Here is a 14,092-nt window from a genome sequence, read left to right as displayed (position 1 = left end):
GTGGGTTCAGCTCCTGTTGTCGTGCGGTACGGGCGGGGCCGGCGCGTCCAGCGCGGTCAGCGCGGCGCGCAGCCCTCGGTGTACATCCTCGTACACATCGACCCGGGAGTCCGCCGGGAGGTGGTCGACGGCCACGAGCCGGGCCAGGGCCGCGTCCACCTCGGGGTGCCCGGTGGGCTCGGGCGGCGCGGGCGCGGGGGCGGGTTCCGGACGGACGGTGTCGGCGGGCGGGCCGAGCGGGGTGCCGCTGTCGTTCATGGCCCAGACGCTACCGCGTACGGCCCCCGGGGCGTCCGTCACCGCACTGAGGTACGGTCGTGATCACGATGGCGACGATCGAGGAGTGCCGCGACGCACTCGACACCCTGTCCGACAACCTGGCTCGGGCCGATTCCGGCGTACGCGGCGCGGCCGCGCTCGACCGGTCCCTGAGCTGCCACGTCACCGACCTGGACGAGACGTTCACGGGCCGGCTGGAACACGGCCGGATCACGGTCGCCGACCGGCACCCGGGGCCGCCCCGGACCAAGGCCGAGATCCGACTGGCCATGACCGGGGACGACCTGGTGGCCATGGTCGGCGGCCGGCTGAACTTCGCGAGCGCCTGGGCCTCGGGCCGGGTCCGCCTGGAGGCCGGCTTCCGCGACCTGCTCAAACTCCGCTCCCTGCTCTGAGCCCGCCCGCTCAGGCGACCCCGGCCGGGGCCCGGCGCGGCTGCCGGGCCGCCGGGATCACCAGCGGGGTGCCCGTCTCCGGGTCCTCGATGATCCGGCACCGCAGGTCGAAGGCCCGCTCCACGAGCTCGGCGGTGACCACCTCCGCCGGCGGCCCCTCCGCCAGCACCTTCCCGTCCCGCATCGCGATCAGGTGGGTCGCGTAGCGCGCCGCGTGGTTCAGGTCGTGCAGGACCGCCACCAGGGTCCGACCCTGGTTCTCGTGCAGCTCCGCGCACAGGTCGAGCACGTCGATCTGGTGGTGGATGTCCAGGTAGGTGGTCGGCTCGTCGAGCAGCAGCAGCGGCGTCTGCTGCGCCAGCGCCATCGCGATCCACACCCGCTGCCGCTGACCGCCCGACAGCTCGTCCACGGCCCGGTCGGCCAGCTCGGCGACCCCGGTCGCGGCCATCGACTCGGCCACGATCCGCTCGTCCTGCGGCGACCACTGCCGCAGCAGCCCCTGGTGCGGGTAGCGGCCCCGGGAGACCAGGTCGGCGACCGTGATCCCGTCCGGCGCGATCGAGGACTGCGGCAACAGCCCCAGGGTCCGCGCCACCTTCTTCGCCGGCAGCGAAGAGATCGCCTGCCCGTCGAGCAGCACCCGCCCCGCGGCCGGCCGCAACATCCGGGCCAGCGCCCGCAGCAGCGTGGACTTCCCGCACGCGTTCGGCCCGACGATCACCGTGAACGAGTTGTCGGGGATGTCCACCGACAGGTTCCGCGCGATCACCCGCTGGTCGTAGCCCAGCGTCACGTCCTCGGCGCGCAACCGCCGGGTCCCCGCCGTACCGTCCGCGACCGTGCCCGTGCCCATTCCCGTGCCCTTCGTCCTCATATCCGACCCGCCCTGCGCTCACTGACCAACAACCACAGCAGGTACACCCCGCCGACCAGCCCGGTCACCACGCCCACCGGCAACTGGTCCGACCCGAACACCCGCTGCGAGCCCCAGTCCGACACCGCCAACAACCCGGCCCCCATCAGCGCCGAGGACACCAGGTTCGACCCCGCCGACCCCGTCAACCGCCGCGCCAACTGCGGCGCGGCCAGGGCCACGAACGTGATCGGCCCCGCCGCCGCGGCCGCCGCCGTCGTCAACACGACCCCCGCGAGCAGCAGCAGCCCGCGGGTCCGCTCCACCCGCACCCCCATGGCACTGGCCGCGTCGTCGCCCATCTCCATCATCCGCAGCGCCCGCCCCTGCCCGAGCACGAGCGGGAACAGCACCGCGCACGTCACGAGCAGCGGCCACACCTGCGCCCAGTCCCGCCCGGCCAGGGACCCGGTCAGCCACACCATCGCCCGCGTGGCCTCGACCACCTGCGCCTTCGTCAGCAGGTACTGGATCGCGGCGACGAGCATCGCCGTCGTGCCCACGCCCACCAACACCAGCCGATAACCGTGCACCCCCCGCTTGAACGCCAGCAGGTACACCGCCAGACCCGTCGCCAGACCGCCCACGAGCGCGCCCCCGGCCACCGCCGTCGCGTCGCCGTGGAACAGCACGATCACCACGAGCGCGCCCACGGCCGCGCCCTGTTCGAACCCGAGCATGTCCGGCGAGCCCAGCGGGTTGCGGGACACCGACTGGAACACCGCGCCCGCCAGCCCCAGCGCCGCGCCCACGAGCAGGGCCACCAGCACCCGCGGCAGCCGCAGGTCGGTGACGATGAACTCGTCGGCGGGATCGCCGTGGCCCAGCAGGCTCGCCACCACGTCCCCGGGCGCGATCTCGAAGTCCCCGGTGCCGATCAACAGCACCGCGAGCACCACCCCGCACACCGCCAGCCCCACCGAGGCCAGCACCGCGCGCGGCTCCACCCGCACCGAGAAACCCGGCCCGCGCAGCGCCCTCGGCCGCGCGCCCTTGTTCGCCGTCACAGCTTCGCCGTCCTCTTGCGTCGCACCAGCCAGATGAAGACGGGCCCGCCGATCAACGCCGTCATGATGCCCACCTGGAGTTCCGCCGGCCGGGTGACGACCCGCCCCACCACGTCCGAGCCCAGCAGCAGCACCGGCGACAGCACCGCCGAGTACGCCAGGACCCACCGCATGTCCGGCCCGGTGAACGCCCGCACCATGTGCGGCACCATCAGCCCGACGAACACGATCGGCCCGCACGCGGCGGTCGCCGCCCCGCACAGCAGGGTGACCACGGCCATCGCCAGGAACCGGGTCCGGTTCAGCCCCGCGCCCAGCGCCCGCGCCGTGTCGTCACCCATCGCCATCGCGTTCAGCGACCGCCCCAGGCACAGGGCCACGGCCGCGGCGGGCAGCAGGAACGGCGCCACCAGGGTCACCGTGTCCATGGTCGCCGAGGACAACGAGCCCACCGACCAGAACCGCAGCTTGTCCAGGGCCGTGTTGTTCAACAACTGCACGGCGTTCACGTAGCCCATCAGGGCCGCCGTCGCCGCCGTCCCCGCCAGCGCCAACCGCACCGGCGTCGCCGCCCGGCTCCCGCCCAGCACGTACACCAGCACCGACACGATCGCGGCGCCGGCGAACGCGTACCAGACGAACTCCGTCAGGCCGGTCGCCCCGAAGAACGCGATGGCCGTCACCACGGCCGCCGACGCCCCCGCGTTCACCCCGAGGATCCCGGGCTCCGCCAACGGATTGCGGGTCAACGCCTGCATCACCGCCCCCGACAGACCCAGCCCCAGGCCCACCAGCACGCCCAGCAGGGTGCGCGGCACGCGCAGATCGCGCACCACCACGTCCTCGGGGGTACCTGTGAACGAGAACAGGCCGTGCCAGACCTGGTCCAGCGGCATCTGTTTCGCGCCGATCGCGATGCTCAGCACCGCGACCACCGCCAGGAGGACGCACGACACCACCAGACCGGCGGCGCGCGCGACGCTGCGTGAACGTGGGACGGCGTACTCCGCCGCGACGTTCCCTCGGGGAGGACTCTCGACCAACACGAAGGTTAGGCTAGCCTACCTTCGACCCGGGGCAGGCCGGCCGAAAGCCCCCCTCCCCCGGCCCCTCAGAGCCCGAGCCGCGCCAGGGCCTTGCCCGCGTCCAGCCCGCAGGCCCCGTCCCCGCCCTCGGTCCAGGCCGCCGCGCACAGCGCCCGCAGCCCGTCCAGCGGGTCCCCGTCCTCGCCGGACAGCAGCAGCTCACCGGCGGCCGCGTCGGCCCGCGCCGTCCACCCCCCGCAGCCGAAACCGCCCTCGGCGTCCCCCGTCACCTCGGGCTGCCCGGTCAGCAGGCCCCGCAGGTCACGGTCGACGAACGTGGGCCGGTGCTCGGGCACCGCCCGCAACAGCACCGCCCCGTCGGTGACCCCGGTCAGCACCAGCAGCGAGTCCACCCCGCCGTTGAACGCGCCCTCGATGTCCGTGTCCAGCCGGTCCCCCACCACCAGCGGCCGCTCGGCCCCGGTCCGCAGGATCGTCTCGCGGTGCATCGGCGGCAACGGCTTCCCGGCCACCTTCGGCTCCTTGCCCGTCGCGATCCGCACCACCTCCACCGCCGCCCCGTTCCCCGGCGCGATCCCCCGCGCCCCCGGGATCGTCAGGTCCGTGTTCGACGCGTACCAGGCGGCCCCCGCCTCGATCGCGTACGCCGCCTCCGCGAACCGCCCCCACGCCAGCTCGGGCCCCCCGAAGCCCTGCACCACCGCCACCGGACCGTCCTCGGCCGACTCCACCGGCTCCAGCCCCCGCTCCCGCAGCGCGACCCACAGCCCCTCCCCGCCCACCACGAGCACCTTCGCGCCCGCCGGCAGCTCCTCGGCCATCAACCGGGACACGGCCTGCGCCGAGGTCACCACGTCCCCCGCCCCGGTCGGGACGCCCAGCTCCGTCAGGTGCTCGGCGACCGCGTCGGGGGTCCGCAGGGCGTTGTTGGTCACGTACGCCAGCCGCATCCCGTCGGCCCGGGCCGAGGCCAGCGCGTCCACGGCGTGCGCGATGGCCGCGCCGCCCGCGTACACCACCCCGTCGAGGTCGAGCAGGGCCGTGTCGTACGCGCGGTGCAGGGCTCGCTCGCTGCCCGCGGGGCTGGTCCTGCGCTGCCGGCTCATCCTGGTGTCTCCTCGCTGCTTCGCGTTCGGGGGCGGGCGGCGGACCCGTTCGGGAACCGCCGCTCCCCCGATCATCTCGCATCGTGAACGGACACTTACGATGCTGGGATGACCACACCTGGTACAAAGACGTCCGGGCTGCGCCTGACCCCGTTCCGCGGCCTGCGGTACGTCCCCGAACGCGTCGGCAGTCTCGCCGCCGTCACCTCCCCGCCGTACGACGTCGTGGTCCGCCCCGACGGACTCCACCACCTGGAGTCCTCCGACCCGCACAACATCGTGCGGCTGATCCTGCCCCAGGCCCCGAGCCCCGCCGACCGCGACGAACTGGCCGCCCGCACCCTGGCCGCCTGGCTCGCCGAGGGCGTCCTCGCCGCCGACCCGGAACCCGCCCTGTACGTGTACGAGCAGAGCCAGGGCGGCATCGTCCAGCGCGGCCTCATCGGCACCCTGGACCTGTCGGAACCGGCCGAGGGCGTCGTCCTCCCGCACGAGGACGTCATGGCGGACGTGGTCGCCGAACGCGCCGGCCTGATGCGGGCCACCGCCGCGAACCTGGAGCCGCTGCTGCTGACGTACGTCGGCGGCGACGGCCCGGCCCCCGGCCACGACCGCTCGGCGGCCGACGTCGTCGAGGACACGACCTCGCACCGGCCCCCGCTGCTGACCACCACCACCGAGGACGGGGTCCGGCACCGCCTGTGGGCGGTCACCGACCCGGCCGAGCTGGACGCCGTCACCGCCGACCTCGCCGACCGGCAGGCCCTCATCGCCGACGGCCACCACCGCTGGGCCACCTACCTGCGCCTGCGGGCCGAACACCCGGCGGGCGGCCCCTGGGACCGCGGCCTGGTCCTCCTCGTCGACACCCGCCGCCACCCGCTGCGGGTCCGCGCCATCCACCGGCTGCTGCGCCGCCTGCCCCCGGCCCGGGCCCTGGCCGCACTCGACGGCGGCGCGTTCACGGTCCGCGCCCTCGGGGACGGGCTGACCGTGCCGGAGGCCCTGGCCGAGCTGACGGAGGCATCGGCGGCCGGCACCGCCTTCCTCCTCGCCGGCGACGGCGCCTTCCACCTCGTCACGGACCCGGACCCGGAGCTCCTGGACCGCACCGTCCGGCACGACCGGCCCGAGGCATGGCGCCGACTGGACGCCACGGTCCTGCACGCGACGCTGCTGGACGAGCTGTGGCGGGTCCCGGACGAGCCCGAGCACATCGCCTACATCCACGACGCCCAGGCCACCGTGGACATGGCCGCGCGCCTGGGCGGCACGGCGGTCCTGCTGCACCCGGTCCGCGAGGACGTGGTCCGCGACCTGGCCCGGCAGGGTGTGACGATGCCCCGCAAGTCCACGTCCTTCGGCCCGAAGCCGGCCACGGGCCTGGTCCTGCGCTCCCTGGCCTGACCGCCGGAAACGCCGAAGGGCGGTGCCCCCGGAGAGTGGTCACTCTCCGGGGGCACCGCCCTTCTCGGTGTCGCGGTGGGCCTCAGCCCTTGTCGCGGTCGGCGCGGTCGGCGTCGGCGGGAGCCTCGGCGGGCTCGTACTCGTCGTCGTCCTCGTCGTAGTACTCGGTGGCGTCGCGGACGGCCTCGGCCGCGGCGACCTCCGCCGGGTCCTGGTCGTCGTCCTCGTCGTCCTCGTCGTCGAGCTCGGCCTCGTCGTCGAAGTCCTCGCGGTAGCCACCGCGGTCCTCGTCGGAGTCGCCGGCCTCGTCCTCGTCGTCCTCGTCCCGCTCGTCGCGGTCCTCGGCGTCGCGGGCGCCGTCCTCGTCCTCGTCGGTGTCGAGGGCGTCGACGAACTCGACCCCGTCCATCTCGGCGAGTCGGTCGGAGGCGTCGGTGCTGCCGTCCTTGTCGGCCTCGACGGTCTTCGCGAACCAGTCGCGCGCCTCTTCCTCACGGCCGGCCGCGAGCAGCGCGTCGGCGTAGGCGTAGCGCAGGCGGGCGGTCCAGGGCTGGACGGAGTTGGAGGCCAGCTCCGGGCTCTGGAGGGTGACGATGGCGGCGTCGAGCTGGTCCATGTCCCGGCGGGCGCCGGCGGCCACGAGCCGCATCTCGACCTGACCGGCCTTGTCCAGCTTCTGCACCTCGGGCTCGCCGGCCATGGCCAGCGCGCGCTCGGGGCGGCCCATGCCGCGCTCGCAGTCGGCCATGACGGGCCACAGCTCGACCGAGCCGGTCATGCGACGGGCGGCGCGGAACTCCGCGAGCGCCTCGTTGTACTTCTGCGTGGCGTACGCGGCGAAGCCGGCGGCCTCGCGGACGGCGGCGACACGGGAGGCCAGGCGCAGGGCGATCCGCGAGTAGGCGTAGGCCCGCTCGGGGTCCTCGTCGATGAGGCGCGCGACCATGACCAGGTTGCGGGAGACCTCCTCGGCGAGCCCCTTGGGCAGGCTGAGCAGCTCCTGGCGCACGTCGTCGTCGATCTCGTGACCGGTGACGTCGTCGTCGATCGGCAGCCGCTTCACGGGCTCCCGGTCGCGGTCGCGGAAGTCACGGTCGTCACCGCGGTCGTCACGCCCGCGGTACCCACCGCGGTCGCCACCCCGGTCGTCCCGCCCGCGGAACCCACCACGGTCGCCACCACGGTCGTCACGGCCGCGGAAGCCACCACCGGAGGGGCGGTCGCCACGGTCGTCACGACGCGGGAACGACGGACGGTCCCCACCGCGGTCGTCGCGCCCACGGAAACCGCCACCGGACGGGCGGTCCCCACGGTCGTCACGACGCGGGTACGAGGGACGGTCGCCGCCACGGTCATCGCGCCCACGGAAACCGCCACCGGACGGGCGGTCCCCACGGTCGTCACGACGGGGGAACGACGGACGGTCGCCGCCACGGTCATCGCGGCCGCGGAACCCACCGGAAGGCCGGTCGTCACGACGCGGGTAGGACGGACGGTCGCCACCGCGGTCGTCACGCCCACGGAACCCGCCGCCGGAGGGGCGGTCGCCGCGGTCGTCGCGACGGAACCCGCCACGGTCGTCGTCCCGACGAGGGAACGACGGGCGGTCGCCGCCACGGTCATCGCGCCCACGGAACCCACCGGAAGGCCGGTCGTCACGACGCGGGTAGGACGGACGGTCCCCACCACGATCGTCACGACGGAAGCCACCGCCCGAGGGCCGGTCGTCACGGCGCGGGTAGGACGGACGGTCGCCACCGCGGTCGTCGCGCCCACGGAAGCCGCCGCCGGAGGGACGGTCGCCGCGGTCATCGCGACGGAACCCGCCACGGTCGTCATCGCGACGCGGGAACGACGGACGGTCGCCGCCACGGTCGTCACGGCCACGGAAGCCACCACCGGAGGGACGGTCGTCACGACGCGGGAAGGACGGACGGTCCCCACCCCGGTCATCGCGACGGAACCCGCCGGACGGCCGGTCGTCGCGACGCGGGTAGGACGGACGGTCGCCGCCACGGTCGTCACGCCCACGGAAGCCGCCGCCGGAGGGACGGTCGCCGCGGTCATCGCGACGGAACCCACCACGGTCGTCATCACGACGCGGGAACGACGGGCGGTCGCCCCCACGGTCATCGCGACGCGGGAAGGAGGAACGGTCGCCGCCACGGTCGTCACGCCCGCGGAAACCGCCGGAGGGACGGTCGTCGCGACGGGGGTACGACGGACGGTCGCCACCGCGGTCGTCACGGCGGAAACCACCGGACGAGCGGTCGTCGTCACGGCGCGGGTACGAGGGACGGTCGCCACCGCGATCGTCGCGACCCCGGTACCCACCGGAGGGGCGGTCGTCACGACGCGGGTACGACGGACGGTCGCCGCCACGGTCGTCACGACGGAAGCCACCACGGTCGCCGGCAGGGCGGCCGCCACGGTCGTCACGACGGAAACCGCCGCGGGAACCGCCCCTGTCACCACCGTCGTTGCGACGAGGCTCGCGCTCCGGACGATCGTCGGGAGAGTTGGACATGGGTGTGACTCCTGTCTTCGGGGTACCGCAAGCCATTCTCGCGCACCCTGCCCGGGGTCGCGCTTCGGCGTGTAGCAGTCAAGCAATGGAAAGAAAAACAAAAAGGACCCTTGGCCCCAGCGCTGAACGCTGGGACCAAGGGTCCTTTGAATAATTGTTCGGCGGCGTCCTACTCTCCCACAGGGTCCCCCCTGCAGTACCATCGGCGCTGAAAGGCTTAGCTTCCGGGTTCGGAATGTAACCGGGCGTTTCCCTAACGCTATGACCACCGAAACCCTATCGGTTTCGAGCGAACAAGCACACTTTATAGTTGTGTTCTGCTCAATAAACCAGCAACTGTTCGTTGCTTCAGAACTAACACAGTGGACGCGAGCAACTGAGGACAAGCCCTCGGCCTATTAGTACCAGTCAGCTTCACCCGTTACCGGGCTTCCACATCTGGCCTATCAACCCAGTCGTCTACTGGGAGCCTTACCCTCTCAAGGAGGTGGGAATACTCATCTCGAAGCAGGCTTCCCGCTTAGATGCTTTCAGCGGTTATCCCTCCCGAACGTAGCCAACCAGCCATGCCCTTGGCAGGACAACTGGCACACCAGAGGTTCGTCCGTCCCGGTCCTCTCGTACTAGGGACAGCCCTTCTCAATATTCCTACGCGCACAGCGGATAGGGACCGAACTGTCTCACGACGTTCTAAACCCAGCTCGCGTACCGCTTTAATGGGCGAACAGCCCAACCCTTGGGACCGACTCCAGCCCCAGGATGCGACGAGCCGACATCGAGGTGCCAAACCATCCCGTCGATATGGACTCTTGGGGAAGATCAGCCTGTTATCCCCGGGGTACCTTTTATCCGTTGAGCGACGGCGCTTCCACAAGCCACCGCCGGATCACTAGTCCCGACTTTCGTCCCTGCTCGACCCGTCGGTCTCACAGTCAAGCTCCCTTGTGCACTTACACTCAACACCTGATTGCCAACCAGGCTGAGGGAACCTTTGGGCGCCTCCGTTACTCTTTGGGAGGCAACCGCCCCAGTTAAACTACCCATCAGACACTGTCCCTGATCCGGATCACGGACCGAGGTTAGACATCCAGCACGACCAGAGTGGTATTTCAACGACGACTCCACAACCACTGGCGTGGCCGCTTCACAGTCTCCCACCTATCCTACACAAGCCGAACCGAACACCAATATCAAACTGTAGTAAAGGTCCCGGGGTCTTTCCGTCCTGCTGCGCGAAACGAGCATCTTTACTCGTAGTGCAATTTCACCGGGCCTATGGTTGAGACAGTCGAGAAGTCGTTACGCCATTCGTGCAGGTCGGAACTTACCCGACAAGGAATTTCGCTACCTTAGGATGGTTATAGTTACCACCGCCGTTTACTGGCGCTTAAGTTCTCAGCTTCGCAACCCCGAAAGGTCACTAACCGGTCCCCTTAACGTTCCAGCACCGGGCAGGCGTCAGTCCGTATACATCGCCTTACGGCTTCGCACGGACCTGTGTTTTTAGTAAACAGTCGCTTCTCGCTGGTCTCTGCGGCCACCCCCAGCTCAGAGTGCAAGACTCATCACCAGACGTGGCCCCCCTTCTCCCGAAGTTACGGGGGCATTTTGCCGAGTTCCTTAACCATAGTTCACCCGAACGCCTCGGTATTCTCTACCTGACCACCTGAGTCGGTTTAGGGTACGGGCCGCCATGAAACTCGCTAGAGGCTTTTCTCGACAGCATAGGATCATCCACTTCACCACAATCGGCTCGGCATCAGGTCAGACTATGTGCACGACGGATTTGCCTACCGTGCGTCCTACACCCTTACCCCGGGACTACCACCGCCCGGGCTGGACTACCTTCCTGCGTCACCCCATCGCTTACCTACTACCACCTTGGATCAACGGCTCCACCACTCCCCTTTGCCCGAAGGCTCCAGGACGGCTTCACGGTCTTAGCATCAGAGGATTCGATATTGGGCGTTTCAAAGCGGGTACCGGAATATCAACCGGTTGTCCATCGACTACGCCTGTCGGCCTCGCCTTAGGTCCCGACTTACCCTGGGCAGATCAGCTTGACCCAGGAACCCTTAGTCAATCGGCGCAAGAGTTTCTCACTCTTGTATCGCTACTCATGCCTGCATTCTCACTCGTGAACCGTCCACAACTACCTTCCGGTGCTGCTTCACCCGGCACACGACGCTCCCCTACCCATCACAGCAGGCGTTGGCCCTATTGCTGCAATGACACGACTTCGGCGGTACGCTTGAGCCCCGCTACATTGTCGGCGCGGAATCACTTGACCAGTGAGCTATTACGCACTCTTTCAAGGGTGGCTGCTTCTAAGCCAACCTCCTGGTTGTCTCTGCGACTCCACATCCTTTCCCACTTAGCGTACGCTTAGGGGCCTTAGTCGATGCTCTGGGCTGTTTCCCTCTCGACCATGGAGCTTATCCCCCACAGTCTCACTGCCGTGCTCTCACTTACCGGCATTCGGAGTTTGGCTAAGGTCAGTAACCCGGTAGGGCCCATCGCCTATCCAGTGCTCTACCTCCGGCAAGAAACACACGACGCTGCACCTAAATGCATTTCGGGGAGAACCAGCTATCACGGAGTTTGATTGGCCTTTCACCCCTAACCACAGGTCATCCCCCAGGTTTTCAACCCTGGTGGGTTCGGTCCTCCACGAAGTCTTACCTCCGCTTCAACCTGCCCATGGCTAGATCACTCCGCTTCGGGTCTAGAGCGTGCAACTCAAACGCCCTGTTCGGACTCGCTTTCGCTACGGCTTCCCCACACGGGTTAACCTCGCTACACACCGCTAACTCGCAGGCTCATTCTTCAAAAGGCACGCAGTCACGAGAACAAGGCAAGCCTCGTTCCGACGCTCCCACGGCTTGTAGGCACACGGTTTCAGGTACTATTTCACTCCGCTCCCGCGGTACTTTTCACCATTCCCTCACGGTACTATCCGCTATCGGTCACCAGGGAATATTTAGGCTTAGCGGGTGGTCCCGCCAGATTCACACGGGATTTCTCGGGGCCCGTGCTACTTGGGAGATGAGCAAGCAAGCCGTACAGATTTCAGCTACGGGGGTCTTACCCTCTACGCCGGACCTTTCGCATGTCCTTCGCCTATCCATACGGTTTCTGACTCGCCTCACGACCGGCAGATCGTGAAAGCTCATTCCCACAACCCCCATGACGCAACCCCTGCCGGGTCTCACACATCACAGGTTTGGCCTCATCCGGTTTCGCTCGCCACTACTCCCGGAATCACGGTTGTTTTCTCTTCCTGAGGGTACTGAGATGTTTCACTTCCCCTCGTTCCCTCCACACTGCCTATGTGTTCAGCAGCGGGTGACAGCCCATGACGACTGCCGGGTTTCCCCATTCGGACACCCCCGGATCAAAGCTCGGTTGACAGCTCCCCGGGGCCTATCGCGGCCTCCCACGTCCTTCATCGGTTCCTGGTGCCAAGGCATCCACCGTGCGCCCTTAAAAACTTGGCCACAGATGCTCGCGTCCACTGTGTAGTTCTCAAACAACGACCAGCCACCCACCACCCCAAGCCGCTGAGGCTCGAGTTCACTGGGGCCGGAATCCGAAGGCAGACCAACAAGTGGCCGTACCCTCAGGACCCAACAACGTGCCAAGCACAATCCGATCCCATCACACCGCGTTCCACGCCGAAGCAGTACTAGCGAAAGATGTTCACCGATTGTGCCAACTAATCAACGTTCCACCCATGAGCTGACCGTGCAGAACATTCGCCTGCAATCGGTACTGTGCTCCTTAGAAAGGAGGTGATCCAGCCGCACCTTCCGGTACGGCTACCTTGTTACGACTTCGTCCCAATCGCCAGTCCCACCTTCGACAGCTCCCTCCACAAGGGTTGGGCCACCGGCTTCGGGTGTTACCGACTTTCGTGACGTGACGGGCGGTGTGTACAAGGCCCGGGAACGTATTCACCGCAGCAATGCTGATCTGCGATTACTAGCGACTCCGACTTCATGGGGTCGAGTTGCAGACCCCAATCCGAACTGAGACCGGCTTTTTGAGATTCGCTCCACCTCACGGTATCGCAGCTCATTGTACCGGCCATTGTAGCACGTGTGCAGCCCAAGACATAAGGGGCATGATGACTTGACGTCGTCCCCACCTTCCTCCGAGTTGACCCCGGCGGTCTCCTGTGAGTCCCCATCACCCCGAAGGGCATGCTGGCAACACAGGACAAGGGTTGCGCTCGTTGCGGGACTTAACCCAACATCTCACGACACGAGCTGACGACAGCCATGCACCACCTGTATACCGACCACAAGGGGGCGACCATCTCTGGCCGTTTCCGGTATATGTCAAGCCTTGGTAAGGTTCTTCGCGTTGCGTCGAATTAAGCCACATGCTCCGCCGCTTGTGCGGGCCCCCGTCAATTCCTTTGAGTTTTAGCCTTGCGGCCGTACTCCCCAGGCGGGGAACTTAATGCGTTAGCTGCGGCACGGACGACGTGGAATGTCGCCCACACCTAGTTCCCAACGTTTACGGCGTGGACTACCAGGGTATCTAATCCTGTTCGCTCCCCACGCTTTCGCTCCTCAGCGTCAGTATCGGCCCAGAGATCCGCCTTCGCCACCGGTGTTCCTCCTGATATCTGCGCATTTCACCGCTACACCAGGAATTCCGATCTCCCCTACCGAACTCTAGCCTGCCCGTATCGAATGCAGACCCGGGGTTAAGCCCCGGGCTTTCACATCCGACGTAACAAGCCGCCTACGAGCTCTTTACGCCCAATAATTCCGGACAACGCTTGCGCCCTACGTATTACCGCGGCTGCTGGCACGTAGTTAGCCGGCGCTTCTTCTGCAGGTACCGTCACTTTCGCTTCTTCCCTGCTGAAAGAGGTTTACAACCCGAAGGCCGTCATCCCTCACGCGGCGTCGCTGCATCAGGCTTTCGCCCATTGTGCAATATTCCCCACTGCTGCCTCCCGTAGGAGTCTGGGCCGTGTCTCAGTCCCAGTGTGGCCGGTCGCCCTCTCAGGCCGGCTACCCGTCGTCGCCTTGGTAGGCCATCACCCCACCAACAAGCTGATAGGCCGCGGGCTCATCCTTCACCGCCGGAGCTTTCCACCCGAGAAGATGCCTTCCCGAGTCGTATCCGGTATTAGACCCCGTTTCCAGGGCTTGTCCCAGAGTGAAGGGCAGATTGCCCACGTGTTACTCACCCGTTCGCCACTAATCCACCCCGAAGGGCTTCATCGTTCGACTTGCATGTGTTAAGCACGCCGCCAGCGTTCGTCCTGAGCCAGGATCAAACTCTCCGTGAATGTTTACCGGTAATCCGGTGCCCACTCGCGTTGAGCGGAACAGACATAGGCCGGAATGTGGCCGTCTGTTCACAGCGTCCTCGCTGTGTGGTTGCCTCACA

At 67.9% G+C, this 14,092-nt stretch carries 9 protein-coding genes and 3 rRNA genes; 3 read left to right on the top strand and 9 right to left on the bottom strand.

From position 1 onward, the window contains the following. Positions 1 to 6: 6 nt before the first annotated feature. On the bottom strand, positions 7 to 258 hold the full coding sequence (locus tag ACN20G_RS21680) for a hypothetical protein (RefSeq protein ID WP_424214468.1): 252 nt from the start codon (positions 256 to 258) through the stop codon (positions 7 to 9). Between the two features lie 68 nt (positions 259 to 326). On the opposite strand from ACN20G_RS21680, the gene ACN20G_RS21675 reads away from it, so the two are divergent. Beyond that, positions 327 to 674 (top strand): SCP2 sterol-binding domain-containing protein, encoded by a 348-nt coding sequence (locus ACN20G_RS21675; RefSeq protein ID WP_424215624.1) that lies wholly within the window; start codon positions 327 to 329, stop codon positions 672 to 674. A 10-nt stretch (positions 675 to 684) separates the two neighbouring features. Here ACN20G_RS21675 and ACN20G_RS21670 read toward each other — a convergent pair whose 3' ends face one another. From ACN20G_RS21670 to ACN20G_RS21655, 4 genes are all read right to left on the bottom strand, one after another. After that, positions 685 to 1,530: an ABC transporter ATP-binding protein gene (locus tag ACN20G_RS21670; RefSeq protein ID WP_424214467.1), complete on the bottom strand. Its 846-nt coding sequence runs from the start codon at positions 1,528 to 1,530 to the stop codon at positions 685 to 687. Positions 1,531 to 1,547: 17 nt separating this feature from the next. Further along, positions 1,548 to 2,597: a FecCD family ABC transporter permease gene (locus ACN20G_RS21665; protein WP_424214466.1), complete on the bottom strand. Its 1,050-nt coding sequence runs from the start codon at positions 2,595 to 2,597 to the stop codon at positions 1,548 to 1,550. Continuing rightward, entirely contained in the window at positions 2,594 to 3,640 is a 1,047-nt protein-coding gene (locus ACN20G_RS21660; protein ID WP_424215623.1) for a FecCD family ABC transporter permease, read from the bottom strand. Before ACN20G_RS21660 ends, ACN20G_RS21665 begins: the two co-directional genes overlap by 4 nt. A 68-nt stretch (positions 3,641 to 3,708) precedes the next feature. Then, positions 3,709 to 4,749: an HAD hydrolase-like protein gene (locus tag ACN20G_RS21655; protein ID WP_424214465.1), complete on the bottom strand. Its 1,041-nt coding sequence runs from the start codon at positions 4,747 to 4,749 to the stop codon at positions 3,709 to 3,711. Positions 4,750 to 4,857: 108 nt separating this feature from the next. Here ACN20G_RS21655 and ACN20G_RS21650 point away from each other — a divergent pair, with 108 nt between their 5' ends. Continuing rightward, the gene (locus ACN20G_RS21650) at positions 4,858 to 6,156 is read left to right on the top strand and encodes a DUF1015 family protein (RefSeq protein ID WP_424214464.1); all 1,299 of its coding nucleotides are present in this window, start codon (positions 4,858 to 4,860) and stop codon (positions 6,154 to 6,156) included. Between the two features lie 82 nt (positions 6,157 to 6,238). On the opposite strand, the gene ACN20G_RS21645 is transcribed toward ACN20G_RS21650, so the two are convergent. Further along, positions 6,239 to 7,165, bottom strand: coding sequence for a hypothetical protein (locus ACN20G_RS21645; RefSeq protein ID WP_424215622.1), 927 nt, complete (start codon positions 7,163 to 7,165; stop codon positions 6,239 to 6,241). A 15-nt stretch (positions 7,166 to 7,180) separates the two neighbouring features. Between ACN20G_RS21645 and ACN20G_RS21640 the strand changes: the two genes are divergently transcribed. Further along, positions 7,181 to 8,758 carry a hypothetical protein gene (locus ACN20G_RS21640; protein ID WP_424214463.1) on the top strand — a complete coding sequence of 526 codons (1,578 nt, stop codon included), beginning with the start codon at positions 7,181 to 7,183 and terminating at the stop codon, positions 8,756 to 8,758. Between the two features lie 81 nt (positions 8,759 to 8,839). Here the strand turns inward: ACN20G_RS21640 and rrf are convergent. The 3 genes from rrf to ACN20G_RS21625 form a co-directional block, all read right to left on the bottom strand. Further along, positions 8,840 to 8,956 (bottom strand): 5S ribosomal RNA (gene rrf / locus ACN20G_RS21635). Between the two features lie 105 nt (positions 8,957 to 9,061). Continuing rightward, positions 9,062 to 12,180 (bottom strand): 23S ribosomal RNA (locus ACN20G_RS21630). Between the two features lie 287 nt (positions 12,181 to 12,467). Continuing rightward, positions 12,468 to 13,991 (bottom strand): 16S ribosomal RNA (locus ACN20G_RS21625). The 16S, 23S and 5S rRNA genes sit together here, the layout of an rRNA operon. Positions 13,992 to 14,092: the final 101 nt, after the last annotated feature.

Source organism: Streptomyces dryopteridis, assembly GCF_049606955.1.
Classification (GTDB): Bacteria; Actinomycetota; Actinomycetes; order Streptomycetales; family Streptomycetaceae; genus Streptomyces.
The sequence above is the reverse complement of the archived record's forward strand: the minus strand, read 5'-3'. Positions and strand labels throughout refer to the sequence as shown.